The organism is Streptomyces sp. NPDC001914, assembly GCF_042891215.1.
Taxonomy (GTDB): Bacteria; Actinomycetota; Actinomycetes; order Streptomycetales; family Streptomycetaceae; genus Streptomyces.
Map to the genome: position 1 here is coordinate 126,503 of NZ_JBIASW010000016.1, position 24,344 is coordinate 150,846.

Genomic DNA, 24,344 nt, shown 5'->3' on the forward strand with positions numbered 1-24,344 from the left:
TCAGGAGCCGCCCGGTCCCGGGCGCCGCGCGGGCGACGCCGGGGACGGGTCCTCGGGCTCGGAGCCGCCGGTGGGGGTCGGTTCGCCGTGTGCTTCGACGGCCGGGCGGTCGGCAAGGCCGGGGGCGGGTTCGTCGTGCGCCTCGACCGTCGGCGGTTCGGCGACGCCGGGAGCCGGCTCACCGTGCGCCTCGACCGCCGGCCGTCCGCCGTGGCTCGCGCCTGCGAGGGCCGGGGAATCCTGGAACCCGGAAGCAGCCATGGTGTCCCTGAACCCGGGCACTCGCGGGAGACCGGAAGGTTCGACGGGATCGACGGCGGTCTTCGCGACGTCCGCCGTGACGTCGAGCCCGGTCTCCTTCGCATCGCCCGCCACAGCCGGGATGCCGGTCTTCTCCGGGTCGCCCGCGCGGGCGCCGAGGTCCGTCTTCCTCGCGTCGCCCGCAGCGGCGGCGCCGAGGCCCGCCTTCCTCGCGGCCCCCGCAGCAGCCCCGAGGTCCGCCTTCCTCGCGTCGTCGGCCACGGCGTCGAGCCTGGTCTCGCGCAGAAGAGGCACCGAAGACACCACGGTGACGACCGCCGCGGTTCCGGCGAGGGCCAGCCAGGTGTGGCTCGCCCCCAGGGAGTCCACGAAGGAGCCCGCGAGGAGCGGTCCGAGGGAGGCGAGACCGGCCATGAGCAGTCCGGTCGCGGTGCTGACCCTGCCGAGCAGGTCCCGCGGTGCCAGCACCAGCATGGCGCGGCCCACGACGATGCCCGCGGGCGGGCTGAAGAAGACGACCACGACCAGCACGGGGCCGATCGTCCAGGGGTGCGCGGTCGTGGAGAAGACGGCGAGGCCCATCGCCCAGACCGCGCCGATGAGCAGGAACAGTCGGGCGGCGGGGATTCGCTTGATCAGCCGCGGAGCCACGGCCGCGCCCAGCATCGCCCCGATGCCCGCGCAGGCCATCACCGCTCCGATCGCCGTCCCGCCGGCGCCGCTCTGGCGCAGCGAGACGACCATGGTCGTCTGGGCCGCCGCGGAGACGACGTTGATGCCTGCGGCGAACAACAGCGCTGCCAGGAGGGCCCGTTGGTGCGTGAGCCAGCGCAGTCCGGCCGTGAGCCGATCGTCGCGGTCGGTCGCGGCCACCGGACGAGGCGGCTTGGCGGTGATCCGTAGCAGCAGGAGGGCGGAGACTCCGTACGAGAGGGCGTCGGCGGCGAACGGCAGCATCGGGTCCATCGTGTACAACCAGCCGCCGAGGAACGGGCCGATGAGCGAGCTCGTCGCGATGGCGGCCTGGCTGCGGCTCAGCGCGTCGGTGAGGTCCTTCTCCGGCACCACGTCGCGGACGGCGATCGTGGCGGCGGGCGCGAAGAGCGCGGTGGCCGCGCCCTCGATCACGGCGACGCCGAGGAGATGCGCCTGTCCGAGGTCTCCCAGTGCCGACACCAACGGAATGCTGGCCAGTGCCACGAGGCGAATCAGATCGGTCCCGACCATGATCATCCGCCGGTCGAGCCGGTCGGCGAGCTGGCCCGCCGGCAGTCGCAGCAGGGTCCGGGTCACCAGGGAGAAGGTCGCTACCGTACCGGCTTGTGCAGCGCTGCCGCCGATGGACAGGACGAGCAACGGAAAGGCGAGCAGCGAGAGTTGGGAGCCCAGGGTGGACAGCGTCGAACTGAGCCAATAGCGGCGGAAGTCGGCGTTGGTCCGCAGGATGCCGGCGCTCTTCATCCCAGCCGCCCTACGGCGTGGAGACTGTCCAGGACTCCGGCGTCGACCCGGTCCTGGAAGTCGGCGCGGACGGCCGCCTCCTCGTCGTACTGGTAGTGGTCGTGGCAGCTCACCCAGCGGCCTTCCGTCTGCTCGGCGTCGAGGTAGCCGTCGGTGATGGTGCCGACCTCCATGCCGGGTTTGCCGGCGGTCTCCCAGCAACTGGCCAGTACACCGTCGGCGTTGACGACCGCGCCGTAGCGGCCGTCCGCGAAGGAACAGGCCTGGCAGGGAACATGGGCGCGCGGACGGGCCACCGTGAAGCCGAGTTCCAGGGCGCGGGCGTGCCAGCGGACGAAGTCGCCGACGAGGCCGTTCTCGTGCATCAGGTTGTTGGCGTAGCCGACGCCGACGTCGCCGACGCGGGCGAAGTGGATGCCGCAGCGAGCAGGATCGAGGTGGGCGCCGAGCCGTTCGACCAGGTCGTCGACGCCGTGGCTGTTCAGGTGCGAGACGTTGACCCGCAGCATCCAGCGCAGGGAGGTCTTCTCGATGGCGCGCGCGATGTTGGAGACGATGACGTCGAAGGTGCCGCCTCCGGAGCGGCGTACGCGGATGGCGTCGTGGTCGGCGCGGTCGCCGTCGAAGGTCACCTGTACGGAGCCGAGGCCCGCCGCGTTGAGTTCCTTGGCGATCAGCGGGGTGAGCAGGGTGCCGTTGGACGTCATCGACGCGGTGAGGGTGCCCAGTTCCGCGGCCCTGGTGAGCAGGTCGCGGCAGCCCCGGGGGTTGAGCAGGGGCTCGCCGCCGAAGAGCAGCAGCGACAGCTTGTCCATGCCGGCCGCGGTCATGCGCTCGCGGGTGAAGTCCAGGACCTGTCCCACGGCTTCGGGTGTCAGCCGGGCGTGCTGGATGCGCGGCGGCCGGCTTCCGCCCTTGGGGTCCTGCGCGGTGTTCTGGAAGCAGTAGCCGCAGCCGAGGTTGCAGTCCGTGCTGGTCAGTACGGTCAGCGAGTACGAGTTGTACGGCTTCACGTCGTACAGTCCCGCCTCGCGGAGATAGCGTTCGGCGGAGGGCCGCAGGGTGCCGTCGGCCTCCACCTGGCCGGGGCGCATCAGGGCGTATCCGCCCGCGCCCAGGAACCACCACCCCCTGCGGGCCTGGATCAGACGGGCCCCGGCGGCGGGGACGGCGACGGACTGCGTACCGGGCACGGCAACCTCCGGAGCGATGGCGGGAGTTGGAGGGCGGGCGCGGCCCGGTCGCGGTGGCGTCAGGCGCCACCGCGACCGGGAGGACCGCGCCGGGGGTGAGCCGATCAGGCGTTGTGCTCCTGGTGGACGCCGCACCAGGGGGTGTCCTCGCCCTCCTCGGAGTGGGCGATCACCTCGGGCTCGTCGACGGCGGACTCCTGGTGCACGCCACACCAGGCGACGTTGGACGCGGCGTGCGCGACCACTTCGGGCTCGTCGACGGCCGACTCCTGGTGTACCCCGCACCAGGCGACGTTGGACGCGGCGTGCGCGACGACCTCGGGAGTCTCCTCCGCGGGGGTCTCGGTGGTCTCCTCGTTGGGCTCGACGTTCTCGGCCATGATGGTCCTCCATACGACGGGCGTTCGGGACGACGGACGGCAGTGGTGCTCCGACCGGGAGGAAGCTAGGAGCAGGGGGTTCGGCACCGGTTCATGGCTGGTTGGGACCTGGTGGAGTGCCTGGTGGGGGCGTTGGGCGGCCTCGCTGGTGGCCGGATGGAAAAGGTCGGTGGGGGCGGCCGGGTTGGGCCGCTTCCGTAGCGCCGGGTGCCGCTGCCGAAAGGTCGGGTCGTCACCCTCACGAGCACGACGAGCACGACGAGCACGACGGGGCGACGGGGCGACGGGGCGACGGGGCGACGGGGCGACGGGGCGACGGGGCGACGGGGCGACGGGGCGACGGGGCGACGAAAGCGAATCAGAGCCTCGGCAGGTAGCCAGGGAGGCGGGTGGGCGAGCCACGCCGATCCCATACCGGAATCGCACTGGGCGCGAACCGGCGGTCAACCGGCGCTTCCTACGCTGACCGCCGCACACTCCGCGACCGCGAGAGGAGGCCTCCGCATGGACACCGAGCCGGTCGTCACGGCCGCACCGTCAGCCCTGTCGGCATCAGCTCCGCTACCGGCGCCAGTAGCGGCACCGGCTCGACGGCAGCAGCTGCCGGAGCCGCTGGGGGCCGGGTTCCTGGCCCGTCCGGAGGAGACCCTGGCGAAGATCAGGGAGACCTGTCCCGTGGCCCGGATCAGGACGCCCGCGGGACGGCCCGCATGGCTGGTGACCCGTGCCGAGGACGTACGGGCCGGATTCCTGGACCCCCGCCTCTCCTTGAGCGGCGGCCATGTTCCCGACCCCGGCGTGCGCCGACGCGCCTTGGACGTGACGCTGGTCAACTACGACCCGCCGGACCACACGCGGATCCGCCGCCTCGCGACGCCGGCCCTCACCCCGGCCCGCATGGCCGCCCATCGCGATCGCGTCGAGCAGGCCGCCGTCGAACTCCTCGACGCGGCGGACGCGGCGCGGGGGCGGGGTCCGGTGGAACTGATGGACTCCTTCGCGCGCCCGTTCGCCTTCCGGTCGCTGTGCGAGGTCTTCGAAGTGCGCGAGGAGGAACGGACGGCGCTGTACGGGCCGGTGGCGCTCCTCGCGGACAAGGCGGGCTGCTCCGCCCGGGCCGTCGAGGACAGCGTGGCCCGTATCGACGCGTTCGTCCGCGGCGAGATGGCCCGCCGCACCTCCGCCCCGGGTGAGGACGTCGTCTCCCGGGTCCTTGCGGCATGGCGGAGGCAGGGTGGCGCGACCGAGGACGAGGTCGCCTCCCTCCTGGCGATGCTGTTCCTGGCCGGCTTCGACAGCACGGTGCAGGCGATCGGCATGGGCGTGGTGGCGCTGCTCGGCCACCGCGACGTACAGGACTCCCTGCGGGAGGAGCCGTCGCGGATACCGCGCGCGGTGGACGAGTTGCTGCGCTGGGACACCCCAGGCCCGTTCAGCACCAAGAGGGTGGCGCTGGAGGACGTACGGTTCGGGGACACGGTCATCCCGGCGGGCAGCGGCGTCCTGCTCTCCGTGGCCGCGGCCAATCACGACCCGCGCTGCCATGCCGACCCCGGAACGCTGGACCCGGACCGCGACACCGCCACCCGCCATCTCTCCTTCGGCCTGGGACCGCACTACTGCCCCGGATCCGCACTGGCCCGGCTGGAACTGACCGTGGCCCTCACGGCCATCCTCGGCCGCTGGCACCGGCTGGAGCCGGCGGTACCGCTGGACGAACTCTCCTGGGGCGGCGGCTACCTGCACCGACGACTGGCGGCGCTCCCCGTCCAGCCCGGCGGCCCAGTCTGAGAGAGTGCGCGGGTCCGGGAGCGCGACCGGACACGTCCACCAGGAGCGGGCGATCCTGAAGGAGATCGAGGCCGTTTCCACCCGACGGGGCCGGGGCCACCCGACGGGCCGGTTCCACCCGACGGGGCCGGTTCCGTCCGGCAGCGGCCGAATTCCCGCCACCGGAAACGTAGTTGGCGCGTGCGCCTCAGGCCGGGCGGAGCGGGGCGGGGGCAGGGCCGCGCATCCGGTTCAGCAGTTCTCTCTCCGCGGCGCCCGCCTCCTGCTCGTCCCACAGGTCCGAGAACGGCACCGTGCGCAGGCGGCGGCCCTCCGGATCCAGTACCTCTCCCGCGTGCTTGAACTGCCAGAGCGTCATGGCCCGGTCCGCGACGGTGAGTTCGGGGAACCGGAGCGCCAGCGCCGCCTCGAACGACTGCACGTCCCCCAGCGAGCGCAGCCACACCGTGACCATGACGTTGTGCGGACCGGACAACGTCGCGCACAGGCGGGTTTCCCGCATTCTCGACAGCTGTGCCGTGATCCTGGCGGTCTCAGCGGCCGGGGCGATCCCCCACAGCGTGGCGCTCACCGGCCAGCCGGAGACGGAACGGGCGGCCTCGCACCGGTACGAGATGGCTCTGGCCGCGTCCAGCCGGTCGAGCCTGCGCCGGACCGTGGTCGGGCTCAGTCCGCTGCGCTCGGACAGCCGGGCGACGCTCTGCCGGCAGTCCTCCGAGAGCAGCATGATCAGGTCCAGGTCGGACCGGTTGAGGACGGCGCCCTCCGACGGCCGGTCCCGGTCCGCGCGCAGCATGCCCCGGCGTTCCTCGGCCAGCCGGTCCAGTCGCCAGCGGCTGCCCTCCGTGTGCAGTGCCGTGGCCAGTTGGATGCGCGTCGCGGAGATACCGTCGAGCTCGCCCAGCCGGAAGCCCACGTAGCGGACGAGCTGGGCCTGCGAGCGGAAGACGCCGGTGAGCAGCAGGTCCCGCGCCCCGGTCGTGTGCTCGATGTTGAACAGAGGAGGGTCGTCCAGGATCTGTTCGCACACCTGGTGGAGTTTCCCCGACACGCAGTCGACCTCGATGAACGCGACGATCAGTTCGCCGATGAGGGCGGGGTTGGGATGGCAGCCGAGCCAGGCGAGACCGGACTCGGTCAGCCGGGCCCAGCGCCGGGCGGCCGTGGTCGCGTCCACGTCCAGGGCCGCGCCGATCCGCCGCCAGTCGGCCCGGGGCGCGTGCTGGAGGACCGTGATCAGGAGATAGTCCAGCTCATCCAGCTCGTCCAGCACGTCCGCGTTTCCTCTCCGTAGGGTGGCGGATACCTGCAAATGATCATGAACGATTGCATGATGACGTCGTTCCGGGACCGGTGTGTGTCCGTCCTCGCACGATACCGGCCATGTTCCAGCACTCAGACGCCGCCGCTCTCCTCGACGATCTCACCGACCTCCGCCGTCGGCTCCACCGTGATCCGGAGATCGGCCTGCACCTGCCCCGCACCCAGGAGAAGGTCCTCGCGGCTCTGCAGGGCCTCCCTCTGGAGATCACCCTCGGCAAGGACCTGTCCTCGGTCACGGCCGTCCTCCGTGGCGGCCGGCCGGGCCCCGCCGTGCTCCTGCGCGGCGACATGGACGCCCTGCCGGTACACGAGGACACCGGCCTGTCGTACGCGTCCGAGCGCCCCGGTCTGATGCACGCCTGCGGCCACGATCTGCACACCGCGGGCCTGGTGGGTGCGGCGATGCTTCTCTCCGCGCACCGCGAGGAACTCGCCGGCGACGTCGTGTTCATGTTCCAGCCCGGCGAGGAGGGCGACGGCGGCGCCCGCATCATGGTCGAGGAAGGCGTGCTGGACGCGGCCGGCGAACGGGTCGTGGCCGCGTACGGCCTGCACGTCTTCTCGACCCAGGTCCCCATGGGCACGGTCGCCACCCGCCCCGGAACCATGCTCGCCGCAGCCGACGCGTTCGACGTCACCGTGATCGGCCGGGGCGGGCACGGTTCGATGCCGCACCTGACCCGGGATCCCGTGGCCGCCGCGGCCGAGATGGTGACCGCTCTGCAGACCAGGGTCGCCCGCGAGATCGACGTCCAGGACCCGGCGGTGATCACCGTGGGCTCCTTCCACGCGGGCACCGCCCGCAACGTGATACCGGATACGGCCGAACTCGCGGCCACCGTGCGCACGTACTCCGAGAAGACCCGCGACCAGGTCCAGGGCATGGTCGAACGCACCCTCCACGGCATCGCGCAGGCCCACGGTGTGGACATTCGGCTGGACTACACCCACCAGTACCCGGCCACCGTCAACTCCGCCGACCAGGCGGCCTTCGCCCTGGACACGGCGCTCGACCTCTTCGGCCCGCACCGGGTGTTCGAGACGCCCCGGCCGGTCTCCGGGTCCGAGGACTTCTCGTTCGTGCTCGACGCGGTACCCGGCGCCTTCCTCGCCGTGGGCGCGTGCCCGCCCGACCGCGACCCCGCCACCGCCCCCGTGAACCATTCCGCGCAGGCGGCGTACGACGACCGGGTGCTGCCCGACCAGGCGCTCCTCCTCGCCTCACTCGCCGTACGCTCCCTCGACCGCCACGCCGCAGCGGACCGGTCCGCGTGAACGGGACCTCAGCCTCGCCCGACGAGGCCCGCCCGGGCCAGGATCCGTCCGCGCCGGCCTCCGTCACCGCTGTCGTGGGACTCCTCATCCTGTTCGAGCTGATGAGCGGATTCCTCCAGACGGGGATCACACCGCTTCTGCCGGAACTGGGTGAGCACCACGGGATCGGCGACTCCACGCTGAACTGGATCGTGTCCGTCCAACTGCTGGCGGGGGCGGTCATGGTGCCGGTCTTCGGCCGGCTCGGCGACCTGTACGGGCATCGCCGGATGCTGCGGCTGGCCATCGCCGCGGTGGCCGCCGGGAGCCTGCTCGTGGCGCTCGCCCCCACCTTCCCGGTCCTCCTGCTCGGACGGGTCTTCCAGGGCGCGCTCGTGGCGCTCCTCCCGCTCGAGATCGCTCTCGTCCGCGACCGGCTCCCGGTCGAACAGGCTCGCCGGGCCATCGCACGGCTGGTGGGCGCTCTGACGCTGGGCGGCCTGCTGGGCGCCGTGGTCATGGGTGCGGCGGCGAAAGCCGTGGACAGCATCCAACTCGTGCTGCTCGTAACGGCGTTGTTCGCCTTGCTGTGTGTGCCGGTGAGCTTCCTGTTCATACCGGAGAGCGTTCCGAGGGCCGTCGGCCGTCCCGACTGGCCGGGTGCCGCACTCCTCGGCCTCTCCCTGCTGTCGCTGCTCGGCGGCGTCTCGCGCGTGGACCACGACGGATGGATGTCGACGGGCGTACTTCTCCCGCTCGGCCTCTTCGCCGTCCTGATCTCCCTGTGGGTGCGTACGGAACTGCGGTGCCCGGCACCACTGGTGGACCTCAGGGCCATGAAGGGCCGCGGGGTGGGACGCCTCTATCTCGTCTCGTTCTTCTTCGGCGTCATGTACTTCGGCAGCCAGTCACCCAACGCGACGTTCCTGGCCGCCGATCCCACGACGGACGGCTACGGGTTCGGGCTCACCGCCCTCGACATCTCACTGGTCAGCCTGCCCGGGGCCGTCGCGGCGCTCTTCACCTCCGCCTGTACCGCGCTGATCGCCCGGCGCCTGGGCTACCGGGGCACTCTCCTGACCGCCTTCGGCCTCATGGCGGCCGGCTTTCTCGGTCTGGCCTGTCTGCACGACAGCGTGGGAGAGATGGTGATCGCCGTCTCGGTCTGCGGCGCCGGTGTCGGCGCGGCGCTGGGTGCCATGCCCACCGTCATCGTGGAGGCCACCGAGCCGCAGCACACCGGCGTGGCCTCGGCGCTCTACAACAACGTGAAGACCGTGGGAGGAGCGGTCTCGGGCGGCGTGGTCGCCTCCCTGCTGGCATCGCACACGAAGCCCGGTGGGACCACGCCGTACGAAGGGAGCTACACGGCGGTCTGGCTGCTGTGCGCCGTGTGCGGGCTCTGCGCGATCGCCGCGGTGGCCGGTCACGGCGGGGGCGGCAGGACGGGCTCCGTGCTCGGTGTCCTCGGACGTAGGCGAACGCGGTGGCGAGCGGCGTCCGCGGCACGGCGCCGGAGAGCGGCCGGTTCTCCTGAGACGTCGGCTGGATGACTCGGCAGGGACCGTTAACGGTCCCTGCCGAACCGGTCAGGTCCCTGCCGGACCGGCGGGCGCCGGGACGACCCCGCGCACACGCACGGTCCCCGACGGAGGGGGGCGTGCGTGCGCGCGACCGGCAAGCCGGGTGGCGGCTCCCCCGCCGGGGAAGCCGGGTGGCGCGCTCCCCGGCCGGGAAGCCGCGTGGCAGGCTCCTCGGCCGGGAAGCCGGGTGACGGGCTCCCCGGCCGAGGGGTCTGCGGTCAGGCCGTCCGGAACTGGTTCGCCGGGGTCGGGAGCCCGTAGTGCTCGCGCAGGGTCGTGCCCTCGTACTCCTCGCGGAACAGGCCCTTGCCCCGCAGGATCGGCAGGACGTGCTCCACGAACGCCGCGAGGCCCGACGGCAGAGCCGGTGCCATGATGTTGAATCCGTCGGCGGCACCGCCCTCGAACCAGGCGATGATCGTGTCCGCGACCTGCTCGGGTGTGCCGATGAACTCGAAGTGGCCGCGTCCGCCGCCGAGCCGGGAGATGATCTGCCGGACCGTGAGCCGTTCGCGTACCGCGAGGTCGATGATCAGGTCCGCGCGGCTCTGCGCGCCTTCCAGCTTCGGCCTGGCCAGGATGAAGTCCGGGAGGGGCTCGTCGAGTTCGAAGACCGACGGCTCGGTCTCGAAGACGGCGGCCAGCTGGCGCAGCCCGTACTCCGGCACGCGCAGTTCGTCGAACTGCCGGGCCAGCGCTCGGGCTTCCGACTCGGTCGACCCGATGTACGGGACGATGCCGGGCAGGACGATCACGCCGTCCGGGTCGCGGCCCGCCGCCCTGGTCCTCGCCTTGATGTCGGCGTAGAAGGCGGCCGCGCGCTCATAGGTGGTGTGCGCGGTGAAGATGGCCTCGGCGTGGCGGGCCGCGAAGTCCCTTCCGTCCTCGGAGGAGCCGGCCTGGACGAGAAGCGGGTAACCCTGCGGCGGGCGCTGCACGTTGAGGGGGCCGGCCACCTTGAAGAATCGGCCCTGGTGGCCGAGCGGGTGCAGCCGCTCGGGGTCGGCGTAGCGTCCCGCGGCCTTGTCCGCGACGACGGCGTCGGACTCCCAGCTGTCCCACAGGGCCTTGGCGACCTTCAGGAACTCGTCGGCGCGCGCGTAGCGCTCGGCGTGGCCGGGGCGGTCGTCGAGTCCGAAGTTGGCGGCCTCGTCCGCTCCCGCCGAGGTGACGATGTTCCAGCCGGCGCGGCCGCCGCTGACGTGGTCGACGGAGGCGAGCCGTCGGGCGAGGTTGTAGGGCTCGTTGTAGGTCGACGAGACGGTCGCGATGAGGCCGATGCGGCTCGTCGCCTGGGACAGGGCGGTCAGCAGGGTCAGTGGCTCGAGCTGGCCCGGTGGCCGGAACTCGCCTGTTCCGACGAGTGCGGGGCCGTCCGCCAGGAACAGCGAGTCGAACTTGGCGCTCTCGGCGAGTCGCGCCAGCTCGATCCAGTGCCTCAGGTCGAAGTCCGCCCGGGGGTTGCTCTGCGGGAGCCGCCATGCCGCCTCGTGGTGGCCCGCCTCCATGAGGAAGGCGTTGAGGTGGAGCCGGCGTTGTGTGTCGGTCACGGGTTGTCTCCTTCGCGTGTCGAAGCGGCGGGCGGGGTCAGTCGACGGGCAGCTTGGAGCTGTCGTAGCCGGCCGGGAGGAGGTTGTCGGTGATGGAAGGGAGGTCGACCTTCTTGGTGATCTGGCCCGCTTCCAGGAAAGCGTCCGCGAGCTTCTGCTCCAGTTCGATGTCCGACTTCTCGACCGGGGTCACCCTGTTGGAGTAGGCGGCCAGGGAGGCCTTGGCGTCGGCCAGGGGGATGCCCTGCTCCTGCGACAGCGCCTGGGCGTACTTGTCCGGGTGCTTGATGGCCCAGGCGTACTCGTGGGCGAGCCTCTTCAGCGCGTCCGTGAGGGCCGCGCGCCTGGTCTTGTCCTTGAGCGACTTGTCGCTCGCGACGTAGTAGCTGCTCGTCTGGTCGATCGGCGGGAGGCCCTTGACCAGGATCCGGGCGCCGTTCTTGACGGCGATCGCCGACTGCGGGTTCCAGATCGACCAGGCGTCGACCTTGCCGGTGTTGAACGCCGTCGCGCCGGCGGCCGGGTCGAGGAACACGAGTTTCGCGTCCTTGGGGCCGAGTCCGACGCTCTTCAGCGCGTTCAGGGCCAGTCCGTGGGCGGAACTGCCCTGCGGCACGGCGATCCGCTTGCCCTTGAGGTCGGCGGCCGTCCTCAGCTTCGAGCCCTTCGGCACGATGATGTTCTCCACCGCCTGGTCGGGCGTGAGCGAGCGGTTCACGGCGACGATCTTGAAGCCGTACTCCTTCGCCGCGCCGGTGATCGGGGGTACGTCACCGACGCTGCCCAGGTCTATGTCTTCCGAGGCCGCCGCTTGCACGAGGGGTGGGCCGTAGGTGAAGCGGGCGAACTTCACCTTGTAGGGCGCGTTGTCGAAGACACCGGTCAGTTTCGCCAGGGCCTCGCTGCCGTCACCGCCGTTGTCCCCGATGGTGAAGGTGTACTTGCTCCACTCGGGGTGCTTCTCGCTGCTCGCGTTGCCGGCGTTGCTGAGCGGTGCGGTCGTGTCGGAGGACGATCCGCAGGCGACGAGGGTGCTCGCGAGGGCGAGCGGAGCGAGGGCGGCGGCGAGTCGGGTGGTTGTCTTACGCATGGGATGTCCTGTGCTTTCTGTACTGGGTACGGGTGTTGGGGGGCTGCCGGGGGTCAGTGCTGCCCGGCGAGGCCGAGGTCTTCCAGGAGCCGTGCCCGGAGTTCCTCGCGCGCGACGCTCGCTTCGCGGTCCGCGGCGGAGAGGTGGACGGTGTGTCCGGCGCCGATGCCGCCGTTGCTCATGACGAGGATGCGGTCCGCCAGGGCGATCGCCTCGTCGATGTCATGGGTGACGAGGAGCATGGCGGCCTGGTGCTTGGTGCGCAGTGCGCGCACGAGGTCGTGCATGCGCAGCCGCGTGATGGCGTCGAGGGCGGCGAACGGCTCGTCGAGCAGGACGAGTTCGGGCTCCGACACCAATGCCCTGGCCAGCGAGACCCGCTGGGCCTCGCCGCCGGAGAGCTCCTTGGGCCATGCCTTCTCGCGCCCCGCGAGTCCGACCTCGGCGAGGACGTCGCGGGCCCGCCGGTCCGCGTCGGGCCCGTGCAGGCCGAGTGCGACGTTGCGCAGGACGCGCTGCCACGGCAGGAGCCGGTCGGCCTGGAAGACGATCGCGCGCTTCGCCGGGACCTCCACGCGTCCTCCCTCGGGCCGGTCCAGGCCGGCGAGGAGCCTGAGGAGGGTGCTCTTCCCGCAGCCCGAGGGTCCGAGGAGGATCACCAGCTCCCCGTCGTCGATGGTGAGGTCGAGCCGGTCGAGCACGACCCGGTCACCGAACCGCCGGACGACCTGCTCCACGACGACACCGGTCTGCCGGCGGAGTTCGGTCGCGACTGTGCTGCTCATGACGCCTCATAACTCGGGCGCCACCGCAGCAGCACCCGTTCGAGAGCCCGGACGAACTGGTCGGCCAGCAGGCCGAGGAGCGAATAGATCACCAGCCCCACGAAGACCTGATTGGTCTGGAGATAGGTCTGTCCCTGCGTGATGAGAAAGCCGAGTCCCTTGTCGGCGTTGACCGTCTCCGCGGCAACGAGGCCGAGGACGCTGTAGGCGAGGGAGAAGCGAAGGCCGACCAGGAATCCGGGCAGGGATCCGGGCACCAGCACGCGCGTCACCAGGCGCCATGTGCCCGCGCCGGTCGTGCGTGCCATCTCGATGAGGCGCTGGTCGACGCCGCGGATCGCGGCGAACAGGTTGAGGTACATCGGCACGCCGGCGCCGAAGGAGATCAGCAGCACCTTCGTGAGCTCGTCGATGCCGAACCACACGATCATCAGCGGCAGCACCGCGAGCAGGGGGATCGTGTTGAGGACCTGTACGACACCGTTGAACAGGTATTCGCCGCTGCGCAGCAGTCCGCCCAGCACTCCGGTGACGATGCCGACCGACAGGCCGATCGTGAGACCGATACCGGCTCGCTGCAACGAGACGGCCACGTCGGGGCCGAGCACGCCCTGCTGCCACAGGTCGACGGCGGACCGTGCGATGGAGGTCGGTGCCGGGGCGTAGGTCTTCGTCACCGCCCCGGTCCGGGCGAGCACCTCCCAGAGTACGAGGATCGCGACCGGAGTCGTGTAGATGCCCAGCGGCCAGCGCAGGCGTTCGCGGAGTGTCGCGAGCGGCGTCCGGCGGCGCGCGTCGCGCGGAAGGAACACCTCGCGTTCCCGCGCGCTGTCGGCAGCGGGGTCCGGCCCTTTGAGGACGGCCGGCGCCGGGATGCGGACGTCGGTCATGCCGCCACCGCCAGAACACCGGTGTAGTGCGAGGCGTCCCCGACGAGTTGTTCGCTGCGGCGTCCGTCGACGCCGACCGGTACTTCTCCCGCGACGGTCACGCGGTTCAGGCGGCGGGGGTGGTCGTCGTAGTTGTCGACCGCGTAGTGCTGGGTGATCCGGTTGTCGAAGACGATCAGCTGCCCGGGCGACCAGGTCCAGCGCAGGATGTTCTCCGGGCGCGTCACGTACGACTGGAGGATGCGCAGCAGATCCGCCGAGTCGCTGTTCGACAGGCCGACGATCCGCTTGGCGAACCCGCCGATGAACAGGCCGCGTTCGCCCGTCAGAGGGTGGACACGGACCACCGGGTGCTCGGCCTCGTACGGCGTCGAGACGAAGACCCTGTCGTATTCCTGCTGTTGTGCCGTGGCGGCCGCGGGGCGGGCGTAGTCGTACTGGTTGGTGTGCACGACGCGCAGTGAGTCAGCGAGGGTGCGCAGCGGTCGGGGCAGGTCGCGGTAGGCGGCACCGGCGTTGGCGATGAGCGTCTCGCCGCCGTAGGGCGTGGTCACCAGGGACCTCAGCGTGGTGACCTGCGGCGGGTTGACCACGAAGGTGACGTCGGTGTGCCATTCGTTGGCCTTGGACGTCTCGCTGTCGACGGCGAGCACGTTCGTGGTGCCGTCGGCGGCCGCCACGTTCGGGTGGGCGGTGGTGAGTTCGCCGAACCAGCCGGCCACGCGCTCCTGGCCCGAGTTGTCGAGGCGGACGTGATCGAAGACGAGCGCCTTGTGCTCGTTCAGGGCGTCACGGAGTGCCGTGAGCGTGGAGTCGGTCGGTGGCGCCGTGAGGTCGACGCCTTCGACCACCGCGCCTGTACGGCCGGTGAGTTTGTGGAGGGACAGAGGCATGACGAGGTCCTTGTCGGGGAGGTGGGCGTGCCACCGGATGCCGGGGGACGGGGAGGGGCAGGGGCGCATCGACTGGCGGCCGAACGGCCGTAGACAGGGTTGCGGTCACGAAGCGGGGCGGGCTGCTGACGACCGCACGGCACGTGCGGCCGGGCGGAGTGAGCCGCTTGAAGGGCTGATGCCGGTTCGCCGGATTCGAGGTGCGCGCTCCACCGGCCGGGTCCGGGCCGGTGGCTCACCCGTCTCATCGACTGGATCGACCGTGCCGGCCCACCCGTCCAGGCTCGCGTGCGGGCCTCGCACCGCGGACAGTGCTGCGCGCAGCCGGCGATGAGAGGCATGACGTGAGGCCATGGAGGCAATCACTCAGACGTCGGATGCGACGATCCCGCGGAACAGCGGCATGGCACAGGCGGTTCGGTACCGCATCTGTCAGACGCGCACCGTCGGTGCGTGCCGACGGCTGCCGGGGACGATCAGCCGCGTCAGCGACAACAGAACGTACTGGCGACGTGCGCCAGATCGATGTGGCGCCGTCGGGTGAGATCCACGCGCCGGTTCATGAAACGGGAGTTCAGCAGACGTCCGCCACGGAGGTCAAGAAATTCGGGGAGAGATCTTGCATGGCGGACACGGAGCGTTTCTCCGCTTGGGACGCGGCCGGACCGGGGACCAGGCCCCTCCGCCAGGCGTTCGCCACGCCCTCCACCGCATGAAACCCCATCGTCTGGCTGGTTCCTGACGCCCCCGTGTGGTTACCTGGGCTCATGACCGTGCTCGTGACCCGCCGCCACGTCGATTACGTGCGTGTCACCACCACCGGTTGTCCCGCCGCGAGCTGACATCGCGCTTCGGCTTCTGACCAGCACCTTTCTCACAGCCCAGCGCTGACCGCTGCCGCCCTGCCGGCAGTGGTCAGCGGCGCCGTGGATCCCGCACGCCTCCGTGGCGCCGTGGTCCCGCGCACCTTCCCGATCTCACCCTCCGTACAGGGAGCAGCACCATGAGCCAGCCCATCGACTCCGTCACCGCCGGCCACACCCCCGAGGAGGCACCGGCGGGACCTGACACCTCGGCATGGTCCTTCGAGACCAGGCAGATCCACGCCGGAGCCGCGCCCGACCCGACGACCGGAGCCCGGGCGACGCCGATCTACCAGACGACGTCGTTCGTGTTCCGGGACACCCAGCACGCGGCCGACCTGTTCTCGCTGGCCGAGCCCGGGAACATCTACACCCGTATCCACAACCCCACCCAGGACGTCTTCGAGCAGCGGATCGCCGCGCTGGAGGGCGGTGTCGCGGCCGTCGCGCTGGCCTCCGGGCAGGCGGCGGAGACCCTGGCCATCCTGACGCTCGCGAGCTCGGGCGACCACATCGTCTCCAGCACGTCGCTGTACGGCGGCACGTACAACCTCTTCCGCCACACGCTGCCCAAGCTGGGCATCGAGGTGTCCTTCGTCGACGACCCCGACGACGTCGAGGCGTGGCGGGCGGCGGTCCGGCCGAACACCAAGGCGCTGTTCGCGGAGACGCTGGGCAACCCGCGTGGCAACGTGCTCGACGTACGGGCCGTCGCGGACGTCGCCCACGCCGAGGGCGTGCCGCTGATCGTGGACAACACGGTCCCGACTCCCTATCTGCTGCGGCCTCTTGAGCACGGTGCCGACATCGTCGTTCACTCGGCGACGAAGTTCCTGGGCGGGCACGGCACCGCCATCGCGGGTGTGGTCGTCGACGGCGGCACCTTCGACTTCGGCGCGCACGCCGACCGGTTCCCGGACTTCACCGAGCCCGACCCGAGTTACCACGGCCTCCAGTACTGGCCGGCGCTCGGCCCGGGCGCCTTCGCCGTCAAGCTTCGGGTGCAGTTGCTGCGCGACCTCGGCCCGGCGCTCTCCCCGCACTCCGCCTTCCTGCTGCTGCAGGGCGTGGAGACGCTGAGCCTGCGCATCGAGCGGCACTCGGCGAACGCCCAGGCTCTTGCCGAGTGGCTGGAGCGGCGCGACGAGGTGGCCGCCGTCCACTACCCGGGGCTCGAGTCCAGCGAGTGGTACGAGGCGGGGCGGAAGTACCTGCCGCGCGGTGCCGGTGCCGTCGTCTCCTTCGAACTGCGGGACGGCGTCGAGGCGGGCAAACGGTTCGTGGACGCGGTGGAGCTGTTCAGCCACCTCGCCAACATCGGTGACGTACGAAGCCTGATCATCCACCCGGCGTCCACCACGCACAGCCAGTTGGACGAGGAGCAGCTCGCGGCCACCGGCACCTCACCCGGTCTGGTGCGCCTCTCGGTGGGCATCGAGAACCTCGCCGACCTCAAGGCGGACCTGGAGGCAGGCTTCCGCGCGGCCAAGGAAGCGTCCTGAACACCGTACTGACGCCCCATCAGGACTCCCTCCCGCCGGCCACCGGTGCCTGGCGGGAGGGGGACCCGCCGGGGCATCGCCGGTGGTACACCCGTGAGAAGCCGCTCGCGCTGGAGGCGGGCGGTGAACTGCCGGGTGTACGGCTGGCGTTCGAGACCTGGGGACGGCCGGCGCCGGACGGCTCCAACGCCGTTCTCGTGCTGCACGCCCTCACCGGGGACAGTCATGTCGCGGGGCAGGCCGGACCGGGACACCCCACCCCCGGCTGGTGGGACGGCCTCGTCGGACCGGGACGCGCCCTGGACCCGGACCGCTGGTTCGTCGTGGCACCGAACGTCCTCGGCGGCTGCCAGGGGAGCACCGGACCGTCCTCGCTCACACCGGACGGGCGCCGCTGGGGCGGTGACTTCCCGTTTCTGACACAGCGTGACCAAGTGGCGGCCGAGGCCGGTCTGGCCGACGCACTCGGCATCGAGCGCTGGGCCTTGGTGGTCGGCGGTTCGATGGGCGGGATGCGGGCGCTCGAATGGGCCGTCTCGTATCCCGGGCGCACCGGGGCGCTCCTGCTCCTCGCCACGACCGCCGCGGCGAGCGCGGAGCAGATCGCCTGGGCCGACGTCCAGCTCCGCGCCATCAGGTCCGATCCGAACTGGCGTGGGGGCCACTACCACGACACGGGCGGCCCCGGCCCGCACACCGGACTAGGCCTGGCCCGGCGGATCGCGCACGTCACCTACCGCAGCGAGGCCGAACTGGACGTCCGCTTCGGCCGCGCGCCCCAGGGCGCGGAGGACCCCTGGAACGGGGGTCGCTACCAGGTCGAGTCCTACCTCGGTCATCACGCGGCCAAGCTGGTGAGCCGCTTCGACGCGGGCAGCTACGTCGTACTGTCCGAGGCCATGAACAGCCACGACATCGGCCGGGGCCGCGGTGGCGTACGCGCTGCGCTGCGCCGGGTGACCGCCCCCACCCTCGTGGCCGGGGTCGGCTCCGACCGCCTCTACCCGCCCGCGCAGCAGACGGAGCTGGCGGCCGGAATCTCCACGGCGGACGGTCTCCGGCTGATCGAATCCGCCCACGGACACGACGGCTTCCTCATCGAGGTGGAGCAGGTCGCCGCGCTGGTGGGGGAACTCGTCGCCCCGAGACACGGCGCTGCCTTGTCGTCGGACAGGAAACCCCGAACCGGATGACGCTGACGAAGACGTGGGCTTCCGCGCTGCTGGCCCTGTTTCCATGGACCGGGGCGAGACGGCCTGGGACGACGGCGGTTGGGCGCCTGGGCCGAGCACGCGGCCGGACGACGGAGGGAAGGGTGGTCCGAAGCCGGCAAGGACGTCGGACTGCCCGTCCCCGGCTCACGGGGGCTGAGCGGAATCCGAGGGTTTCGGTGGGCTCCGTCGGCTCGGCCGTCGTGGCGCAACGAGTGCCCCGTCGTCCCCGTCCGTCCCGGTGAACGAGCTACGCACGAGGACGAGACCGCTTCGCCGGGAATCACGTCGGCGGCGGCCCGCTACCGGCCGGTCGTGCCAGGGCTCGACTGGACCACTGGGACGACGGCGACCTCGGTGTCCGCAGCCCGAATCAGATCGGCGAGTTCCCCGACAGCTGTGAGTCGGGCGACGCCACCGCCGGTGCGGACGGCCGCCGTGCCCTACCCGGAGGACCGGTTCGAACCGCCTGGACATGCCGAGGACGGTCCGCCCCCGCCTGTCGCACTGCGGGAGCCGAGGGCGCACCTCGCCGTGCCGGCACGCTGTCCGTCGATCGGTCCCCCGTCCTCTCGTCGCGGCCGTCATCCGCAAGAGCGGGTGAGAAGGAAGTCGGCGCTGCCGGACAGCGTGGTCAGCATGGACGCGTCCTCGTCCTCGATACGGATGCCGGACCGCTCGGTGAGGACCTCGACGAAGCCGAGGAAGTCGAGGGAGTCCATCTCCAGCGCGTCCCGGAACGCGTCGTCGGGTCGCAGGGCTTCGACGTCCGCGCCGGGGACCGCTCGTGAGATCGACTCCCTGACCAGGTCGAGTGCTTCGGTTCGGTTCATGTTCACAGTTGCTCCGGGTTCTGCAGTAGTCGCGTGACGGCCGTGAGGTAGCGGGCGCCGACGGCACCGTCCGTCGCCCGGTGGTCGGCCGAGAGGGTCGCCGTCACCACGGGACGGACGCCGAGGAGGCCTTCGACGGCCCACGGCCGGTCGACGACCCGTCCGAAACCGACCAGAGCCACCTGTGGTGGATAGATGACACCGAAGACGCTTTCGACGCCCTGGTCCCCGAGGTTCGTGACCGTGATCGTGGCCCCGGACACCTCGGAACCGCGCAGCCTGCCGGTGCGGGCACGGGTGACCAGTTCCTTCAGGTCGGCCATCAGCCGAGGGAGCGCGAGAGTGTCGGCATCGCGCAGGGTGGGGGCGACGAGCCCGCCGCCGCGCAGGGACACCGCCACTCCGAGCTGCACGCCCTCTCCGGCCTGGAAGCGGTCGTCCGTCCAGAAGCCGTTGAGCTCGGGGACCGCCCGCGCGGCCAGTGCCGCGGCCTTGAGCAACAGGGCCGCGGGCAGGAGCCGTTCGCCGACCGGGGATCGCCGGTTGTGTTCGCGGAGCCAGTCCATGGAGGTGGCCATGTCCGCGGTGGTGGAGAGGTAGTAGTGGGGGATGTCGCGGTTGGCGCGGCTCATCAGTCCGGCGATCGCCCGGCGCATGGCCGTCGCCGGCTCCTCGGTCGGCGGTCCGGCGGCGGGACGTCCGAGGGGACCGCGAGCGGCCGCGCGAGGAGGCGCGGTGGTGGACGGCGGGGTGAGTGTCGCCGGACCGGGTGCGGCCCGGCGTACATCCGCGGCGAGCACGGCCGAGTCCTTCCCCGAACCGCTCACAGTGGCCAGATCGACATCGAGTTCGGCGGCGAGCCGCCGGGCGAAGGGGGTGGCCCGCACCCGTGACGGTCGAGCGGTGGTCCGCTCGGCCGCCGCCTTCTCGACGTCGGTCCGGGTCGGGCGTCCTCCGGGGCCGGACCCGCGCAGTGTCTCCAGGTCGACGCCACTGTGCTCCGCGAGGTGCCGGACCAGGGGGCCCGCCTCGGCGTGGCCGACCGGCATGTTCGTGGTGAGTGGGGCGGCCGACGTCCGGGGAGCGAGTCCCGGCACGTGCGCGGGCCGCGGAGGTCGATGCCGAGGCGCGGACACGGAGGGCGACGAGGGCGCGGCCGACGGCCCGGCGGTCTCGGTCTTCTTTCGCGCGCGGCGAGAAGGCCGCTCCTCCTGCTTCTCCGTCCGGTTCCCTCCCACCGGTCCGATCACCGCGAGCGGTGTGCCCACCGGCACGGTGGCACCCGCTTCGACCAGGATCTCCGTCAGGGTCCCGGTCTCGAAACACTCCACCTCGATCGTCGATTTCGCGGTCTCGACCACGGCCACGGGATCACCTTTGCGGACGGCGTCGCCGGGGCGCACCAGCCACTCCAGCAGAATGCCCTCGTCCATGTCGGCGCCGAGGGAGGGCATGGTGAGTTCGCCCATGGTCAGTTCACCGCCCGATGAGCGGCGGCAACGATGTCGGCCGTCTGCGGCAGGGCGGCCTCTTCGAGATGCCGGGCGTACGGCATGGGGACCTCGGCGCTGCACACACGCTCCACGGGGGCGTCGAGTTCGTAGAAGGCGTCCTCGGCGATGCGCGCGGACACCTCGGCGGCCAGACTCCCCGTCCGCCACGCCTCGTCGATGCACACGGCACGGTGGGTGCGGGTCACGGAGGCGGTGATTGCGCCGACGTCGAGAGGCCGGAGTGTGCGCAGGTCGATCACTTCGGCGTCGACGCTCTCGGCGGCCAGCTCGTCCGCCGCCGCGAGCGTCTTGCCCAGGGACCCCCCGTAGGTGATCAGTGAGATGTCGGTGCCGGGGCGGCGGACGGCCGCGTGGTCCAGGTCCACCGCTCCGGCGGACACCGGGAGTTCCCCGGAGACGTTGTAGAGGCTGCCGTGCTCGAAGATCAGTACCGGGTCGGGATCGGCGAGTGCGGGAGCCAGCATGTGGCGGGCGTCCTCAAGGGTGGCGGGGGCGAGGACACGAATCCCGGGAATGTGCGCGTACCAGCCCTCCAAGCTGTGCGAGTGCTGCGCGGCGAGTTGCCGTCCGGCGCCCGTCGTCATGCGGATGACGAGAGGCACGGGGAGCTGACCGCCTGACATGTGCAGCAGGGTGGCCGCGTTGTTGAGGATCTGGTCGAGGGCGAGCAGGCTGAAGTTGACCGTCATGATCTCGACGATGGGACGCATACCGGCCAGGGCGGCGCCGATCCCGGCGCCCACGAACGCCGACTCCGACAGCGGGGTGTCGCGGACGCGTTCGGGGCCGAACTCCTCCAGGAGCCCGAGGCTCACACCGAAGCAGCCTCCGTACCGGCCCACGTCCTCGCCCATGAGGAACACGCGCGCGTCGGAGTCGAGGGCTTCTCGCAAGGCCTCGCGCAGGGCCTCGCGGTAGGTCGTCTTCCCGTTCGTCGTGCTGGTGCCCATGGTCAGGTCACCGCCTCCGCGGTCGCGCTGGTGACATACCGGAGCAGGCTCTCGACGGGCTCCTCCGGTGCCTGTTCGGCGGCTTCGACGGCGTGGTCGATCTCGGCGGCGATCCGCCGCTCGATTCGGGCGACGTCCTTGTCGACCGGCGCACCGCTCTCGCGCAGACTGTCCATCAGCAGGGTGATCGGGTCACGGGACTTCCATTGTTCGATCTCCGCCTTGTCGCGGTAGCGGTCGGGGTCGTACATCGAGTGGGCGCGGAAGCGGTAGGTGCGCAATTCCAGGAAGTGCGGGCCGGTTCCGTTCCTCATGCCCTCGACGGCCCGTCGCGCGGACTGTTCCACCGCCTCGACGTCCATGCCGTCCACGGCCCAGCCGGCCATCCCGTACGAGGTCGCCCGCATCGTCAGGTCGGTCTGCGCCTGGTGCCGCTCCAGGGCCGTGCCCATGGCGTAGAGGTTGTTCTCGCAGACGAGCAGCAGGGGCAGGTTCCAGAGGGCCGCGAGATTCGCCGTCTCGTGGAACTCTCCCTCGGCGAAGGCCCCGTCGCCGAAGAAGCAGCACGTGACGCGGCTCTGACCGCGCATGCGGTCGGCGAGTGCCAGGCCGGCGGCCAGGGGGAGTCCGCCGGCCACGATGGCGTTGCCGCCGTAGAAGCGCCGGGCCGCGTCGAAGAGATGCATGGACCCGCCCCGGCCACCGCTGCACCCGGTCGTTCTGCCGTACATCTCGGCCATGACCGCTTCGGCAGTGACACCGCGGGCCAGGGCATGGCCGTGCTCGCGGTAGGTGGCGACGACCGCGTCCTCTGGAGTCAGCGCCTCGTTGACGCCCACGGCGACGGCCTCCTCGCCGATGTACAGGTGGACGAAGCCGCGGATCTTCGTGGCGCTGTACAGCTCGACGCAGCGCTCTTCGAAGCGCCGGATCCGAAGCATCGCCTCCAGCAGATCCATGCGGTGTCCGGCGAGCGCTCCCGACTCGGCTTCGCCGGCCTTCCCGGCCTTCCCGGCCTTCCCGGCTTTCCTGGCGGCCTTGCGCGACACCGGGGACTTCGTGGTGCGGCTGCTGCTCATGCGGATCCCTCCAACGTGGACAGGTCGCCGGTGGGCAGGCCGAGTTCACGGGCGCGCAGCAGTCGGCGCATCACCTTGCCGCTGCGGGTCTTGGGCAGGTTCTGGTCGAACACGATCTCCCTGGGCGCGACGGCGGGGCCCAGCTTGCGGCGGCCGAAGCCGAGCAGCTCCCGTTCCAGGTCCGGAGTCGGCTCTGCCTCGGGGCGCAGGGACACGAAAGCCTTGACGACGTTCCCGGCGACCGGGTCCGGCCGTCCGATCACGCCGGCCTCGGCGACCAGAGGGTGTTCCATCAGCGCGCTCTCGACTTCGAACGGGCCGACGAGATGCCCCGCCGATTTGATGACGTCGTCGGCGCGGCCCACGAACCAGTACCAGCCGTCGATGTCCCGCCGCACGAGATCACCGGTCAGGTACCAACCGTCCGCGAACGTGGCGTCGTAACGTTCCTTGTCGTGCAGATAGCCGCGGAACATGGACGGCCATCCCGGCCGCAACGCCAACTCGCCCTCGGCGCCGGGTTCACGTACCTCCGTCACCTTGCCGTCGGTGACGAGGGCTCGGCCTTCCTCGCCCCGCTCCAGCACCGTCGCCTCGACGCCCGGCAGCGGCCGTCCCATCGAACCGGGCCTGATCTCACAGGCGGCGAAGTTCGCGATCATGATGCTGCCGGTCTCCGTCTGCCACCAGTTGTCGTGCACGGGCAGTCCGAGGACGTCCTGGCCCCAGGCGACGGCCTCGGGGTTGAGAGGCTCGCCGACGGAGGCGATGAAACGCAGGGCCGACAGGTCGTGCGCGTGCGGCATGTCGTACGGGCCCTGGCGCGGCGTCGCGCGCATGAGCATGCGCAAGGCCGTCGGCGCCGTGTACCAGACGGTGACACGTTGTTCGCCGAGGATCCGGTACCAACGGCGGGCGTCGTAGTCGCCCTCGTCGACGACCGATGTCACACCGTGGACGAGCGGGGCGATGACGCCGTACGACATGCCGGTGACCCAGCCGGGGTCGGCGGTGCACCAGTACACGTCCTCCGGGTGCAGATCGAGTGCATAGGCGGCCGTGGCGTAGTGGGCGACGACCGCCTCGTGGACGTGCACGGCGCCTTTGGGGGTGCCGGTGGTGCCGCTGGTGAAGTGCAGCAGGGCCATGTCGTCGACAGACGTCGGTGGGACGGTGAAGGTGTCGGGGGCGGCGGACACGAGGTCGTCGAAAGACGCGGTGCCGGGCAGGTCCGCGGCACCGGGGCCGACGATCAGGACGTGTTCCAGGCCGGGCAGCGCCGCCCTCCGCTCGGCGACCTTGCGCCGGTAGAGGGCGGCGGTGGTCACCAGGACGCGCGCGTCCCCGAGTCGCAACCGCTGCTCTACGGGGTCCGGGCCGAACGCGGAGAACAAGGGACACAGAACGCTGACGTTCTTCAGCGTGCCCAGCACCGTCGTGTAGAGCCCCGGGCAGCGGCCGAGCAGGGTGAAGACCCTGTCCCCGCGGCCGACGCCGAGGGACTTCAGGACGTTCGCGAAGCGCGAGGTGAGGCCGGCCAGTTCTGCGTAAGTGACGGTGGAGACGGAGTCGTCCCGGGCCACGCATCTCAGGGCGGCCTTGTCCGCGTCGCCCGAGACCACATGCCGGTCGACCGCCTCGTAGGCCATGTTGAGGCCACCTCCGGGGAGTCCCGCCAGCTCCTCGCGCGCCCGCGACCACGTGAAGGCCGAGCGCGTCACGTCGTAGTCGGCCAGATTCGGCGGCACGGCGGGATCGGTGTCCTTGGAGATGGTTTCCCAGTGCATCGGTGCTCCTCCCGGCACTGCCCCGCGTTCCAGGTTCCCGAGCCGGGCCGTGACCGCCACATCGCCTCCGGAACGTGTGGTCCGCCGCGCCGACGTGTCGTGTCCACGGCGTCGTCGAACCGAGGGCCGCCCGCTCGAAGGGCCGAATCAC

The 24,344-nt window shown here is 71.3% G+C and carries 19 protein-coding genes; 5 read left to right on the forward strand and 14 right to left on the reverse strand.

The annotated features are described in order from the left end of the window. From ACFYYF_RS33545 to ACFYYF_RS33555, 3 genes are all read right to left on the reverse strand, one after another. Window positions 1-1,722 carry an MFS transporter gene (locus ACFYYF_RS33545; protein WP_388781301.1) on the reverse strand — a complete coding sequence of 574 codons (1,722 nt, stop codon included), beginning with the start codon at window positions 1,720-1,722 and terminating at the stop codon, window positions 1-3. Continuing rightward, a complete protein-coding gene (locus ACFYYF_RS33550) occupies window positions 1,719-2,915 on the reverse strand; it encodes a radical SAM protein (RefSeq protein ID WP_388781304.1) in 1,197 nt (398 codons plus the stop codon). The genes ACFYYF_RS33545 and ACFYYF_RS33550 overlap by 4 nt, the downstream gene beginning before the upstream one ends. Before the next feature lie 104 nt (window positions 2,916-3,019). Beyond that, window positions 3,020-3,295 (reverse strand): hypothetical protein, encoded by a 276-nt coding sequence (locus ACFYYF_RS33555; protein WP_326790209.1) that lies wholly within the window; start codon window positions 3,293-3,295, stop codon window positions 3,020-3,022. A gap of 504 nt (window positions 3,296-3,799) precedes the next feature. Between ACFYYF_RS33555 and ACFYYF_RS33560 the strand changes: the two genes are divergently transcribed. Continuing rightward, window positions 3,800-5,086 (forward strand): cytochrome P450, encoded by a 1,287-nt coding sequence (locus tag ACFYYF_RS33560; RefSeq protein ID WP_388781307.1) that lies wholly within the window; start codon window positions 3,800-3,802, stop codon window positions 5,084-5,086. 187 nt (window positions 5,087-5,273) lie between these two features. Here the strand turns inward: ACFYYF_RS33560 and ACFYYF_RS33565 are convergent, their stop codons facing one another. Then, entirely contained in the window at window positions 5,274-6,359 is a 1,086-nt protein-coding gene (locus tag ACFYYF_RS33565) for an Lrp/AsnC family transcriptional regulator (RefSeq protein ID WP_388781311.1), read from the reverse strand. A gap of 110 nt (window positions 6,360-6,469) precedes the next feature. Here ACFYYF_RS33565 and ACFYYF_RS33570 point away from each other — a divergent pair, with 110 nt between their 5' ends. After that, window positions 6,470-7,684: a M20 family metallopeptidase gene (locus tag ACFYYF_RS33570; RefSeq protein WP_388781314.1), complete on the forward strand. Its 1,215-nt coding sequence runs from the start codon at window positions 6,470-6,472 to the stop codon at window positions 7,682-7,684. Next, a complete protein-coding gene (locus tag ACFYYF_RS33575) occupies window positions 7,681-9,216 on the forward strand; it encodes an MFS transporter (protein WP_388781317.1) in 1,536 nt (511 codons plus the stop codon). The genes ACFYYF_RS33570 and ACFYYF_RS33575 overlap by 4 nt, the downstream gene beginning before the upstream one ends. 248 nt (window positions 9,217-9,464) lie before the next feature. Here the strand turns inward: ACFYYF_RS33575 and ACFYYF_RS33580 are convergent, their stop codons facing one another. The 5 genes from ACFYYF_RS33580 to ACFYYF_RS33600 all read right to left on the reverse strand — a co-directional run bounded on the left by ACFYYF_RS33580 (window position 9,465) and on the right by ACFYYF_RS33600 (window position 14,454). Continuing rightward, window positions 9,465-10,754: an LLM class flavin-dependent oxidoreductase gene (locus ACFYYF_RS33580; RefSeq protein ID WP_388781474.1), complete on the reverse strand. Its 1,290-nt coding sequence runs from the start codon at window positions 10,752-10,754 to the stop codon at window positions 9,465-9,467. A 79-nt stretch (window positions 10,755-10,833) separates the two neighbouring features. Beyond that, entirely contained in the window at window positions 10,834-11,886 is a 1,053-nt protein-coding gene (locus tag ACFYYF_RS33585; RefSeq protein ID WP_388781320.1) for an aliphatic sulfonate ABC transporter substrate-binding protein, read from the reverse strand. 53 nt (window positions 11,887-11,939) lie between these two features. Next, window positions 11,940-12,671, reverse strand: a complete 732-nt coding sequence (locus tag ACFYYF_RS33590; protein ID WP_388781323.1) for an ABC transporter ATP-binding protein — start codon at window positions 12,669-12,671, stop codon at window positions 11,940-11,942. Continuing rightward, window positions 12,668-13,561: an ABC transporter permease gene (locus ACFYYF_RS33595; protein ID WP_388781326.1), complete on the reverse strand. Its 894-nt coding sequence runs from the start codon at window positions 13,559-13,561 to the stop codon at window positions 12,668-12,670. Before ACFYYF_RS33595 ends, ACFYYF_RS33590 begins: the two co-directional genes overlap by 4 nt. Next, window positions 13,558-14,454, reverse strand: a complete 897-nt coding sequence (locus ACFYYF_RS33600; protein ID WP_388781328.1) for a TauD/TfdA dioxygenase family protein — start codon at window positions 14,452-14,454, stop codon at window positions 13,558-13,560. The genes ACFYYF_RS33595 and ACFYYF_RS33600 overlap by 4 nt, the downstream gene beginning before the upstream one ends. Window positions 14,455-15,457: 1,003 nt before the next feature. On the opposite strand from ACFYYF_RS33600, the gene ACFYYF_RS33605 reads away from it, so the two are divergent. Both ACFYYF_RS33605 and ACFYYF_RS33610 read left to right on the forward strand, forming a co-directional pair. Beyond that, the gene (locus tag ACFYYF_RS33605) at window positions 15,458-16,819 is read left to right on the forward strand and encodes a bifunctional o-acetylhomoserine/o-acetylserine sulfhydrylase (protein WP_388781331.1); all 1,362 of its coding nucleotides are present in this window, start codon (window positions 15,458-15,460) and stop codon (window positions 16,817-16,819) included. Beyond that, window positions 16,816-18,012: a homoserine O-acetyltransferase gene (locus ACFYYF_RS33610; protein WP_388781477.1), complete on the forward strand. Its 1,197-nt coding sequence runs from the start codon at window positions 16,816-16,818 to the stop codon at window positions 18,010-18,012. The genes ACFYYF_RS33605 and ACFYYF_RS33610 overlap by 4 nt, the downstream gene beginning before the upstream one ends. Before the next feature lie 602 nt (window positions 18,013-18,614). Here the strand turns inward: ACFYYF_RS33610 and ACFYYF_RS33615 are convergent. From ACFYYF_RS33615 to acsA, 5 genes are read right to left on the reverse strand one after another with little or no spacing between them, the layout of a single operon-like run. Continuing rightward, a complete protein-coding gene (locus ACFYYF_RS33615; RefSeq protein ID WP_388781334.1) occupies window positions 18,615-18,863 on the reverse strand; it encodes an acyl carrier protein in 249 nt (82 codons plus the stop codon). Window positions 18,864-18,865: 2 nt separating this feature from the next. Beyond that, the gene (locus tag ACFYYF_RS33620; protein WP_388781336.1) at window positions 18,866-20,332 is read right to left on the reverse strand and encodes a 2-oxo acid dehydrogenase subunit E2; all 1,467 of its coding nucleotides are present in this window, start codon (window positions 20,330-20,332) and stop codon (window positions 18,866-18,868) included. 2 nt (window positions 20,333-20,334) lie between these two features. Further along, on the reverse strand, window positions 20,335-21,327 hold the full coding sequence (locus ACFYYF_RS33625) for an alpha-ketoacid dehydrogenase subunit beta (RefSeq protein WP_388781339.1): 993 nt from the start codon (window positions 21,325-21,327) through the stop codon (window positions 20,335-20,337). 2 nt (window positions 21,328-21,329) lie between these two features. Further along, a complete protein-coding gene (pdhA, locus tag ACFYYF_RS33630; protein ID WP_388781342.1) occupies window positions 21,330-22,406 on the reverse strand; it encodes a pyruvate dehydrogenase (acetyl-transferring) E1 component subunit alpha in 1,077 nt (358 codons plus the stop codon). After that, the gene (acsA, locus tag ACFYYF_RS33635) at window positions 22,403-24,193 is read right to left on the reverse strand and encodes an acetate--CoA ligase (protein ID WP_388781344.1); all 1,791 of its coding nucleotides are present in this window, start codon (window positions 24,191-24,193) and stop codon (window positions 22,403-22,405) included. The genes pdhA and acsA overlap by 4 nt, the downstream gene beginning before the upstream one ends. Window positions 24,194-24,344 lie beyond the last annotated feature (151 nt).

What these genes read in the sequence shown, in the direction of transcription:
- acsA (WP_388781344.1), bottom strand. Translation starts at nt 24,193, where the DNA reads ATGCACTGGGAAACCATCTCCAAGGACACCGATCCCGCCGTGCCGCCG.
- ACFYYF_RS33580 (WP_388781474.1), bottom strand. Translation starts at nt 10,754, where the DNA reads ATGGAGGCGGGCCACCACGAGGCGGCATGGCGGCTCCCGCAGAGCAAC.
- ACFYYF_RS33545 (WP_388781301.1), bottom strand. Translation starts at nt 1,722, where the DNA reads ATGAAGAGCGCCGGCATCCTGCGGACCAACGCCGACTTCCGCCGCTAT.
- ACFYYF_RS33585 (WP_388781320.1), bottom strand. Translation starts at nt 11,886, where the DNA reads ATGCGTAAGACAACCACCCGACTCGCCGCCGCCCTCGCTCCGCTCGCC.
- pdhA (WP_388781342.1), bottom strand. Translation starts at nt 22,406, where the DNA reads ATGAGCAGCAGCCGCACCACGAAGTCCCCGGTGTCGCGCAAGGCCGCC.
- ACFYYF_RS33625 (WP_388781339.1), bottom strand. Translation starts at nt 21,327, where the DNA reads ATGGGCACCAGCACGACGAACGGGAAGACGACCTACCGCGAGGCCCTG.
- ACFYYF_RS33595 (WP_388781326.1), bottom strand. Translation starts at nt 13,561, where the DNA reads ATGACCGACGTCCGCATCCCGGCGCCGGCCGTCCTCAAAGGGCCGGAC.
- ACFYYF_RS33570 (WP_388781314.1), top strand. Translation starts at nt 6,470, where the DNA reads ATGTTCCAGCACTCAGACGCCGCCGCTCTCCTCGACGATCTCACCGAC.
- ACFYYF_RS33555 (WP_326790209.1), bottom strand. Translation starts at nt 3,295, where the DNA reads ATGGCCGAGAACGTCGAGCCCAACGAGGAGACCACCGAGACCCCCGCG.
- ACFYYF_RS33620 (WP_388781336.1), bottom strand. Translation starts at nt 20,332, where the DNA reads ATGGGCGAACTCACCATGCCCTCCCTCGGCGCCGACATGGACGAGGGC.
- ACFYYF_RS33605 (WP_388781331.1), top strand. Translation starts at nt 15,458, where the DNA reads ATGAGCCAGCCCATCGACTCCGTCACCGCCGGCCACACCCCCGAGGAG.
- ACFYYF_RS33600 (WP_388781328.1), bottom strand. Translation starts at nt 14,454, where the DNA reads ATGCCTCTGTCCCTCCACAAACTCACCGGCCGTACAGGCGCGGTGGTC.
- ACFYYF_RS33615 (WP_388781334.1), bottom strand. Translation starts at nt 18,863, where the DNA reads ATGAACCGAACCGAAGCACTCGACCTGGTCAGGGAGTCGATCTCACGA.
- ACFYYF_RS33590 (WP_388781323.1), bottom strand. Translation starts at nt 12,671, where the DNA reads ATGAGCAGCACAGTCGCGACCGAACTCCGCCGGCAGACCGGTGTCGTC.
- ACFYYF_RS33560 (WP_388781307.1), top strand. Translation starts at nt 3,800, where the DNA reads ATGGACACCGAGCCGGTCGTCACGGCCGCACCGTCAGCCCTGTCGGCA.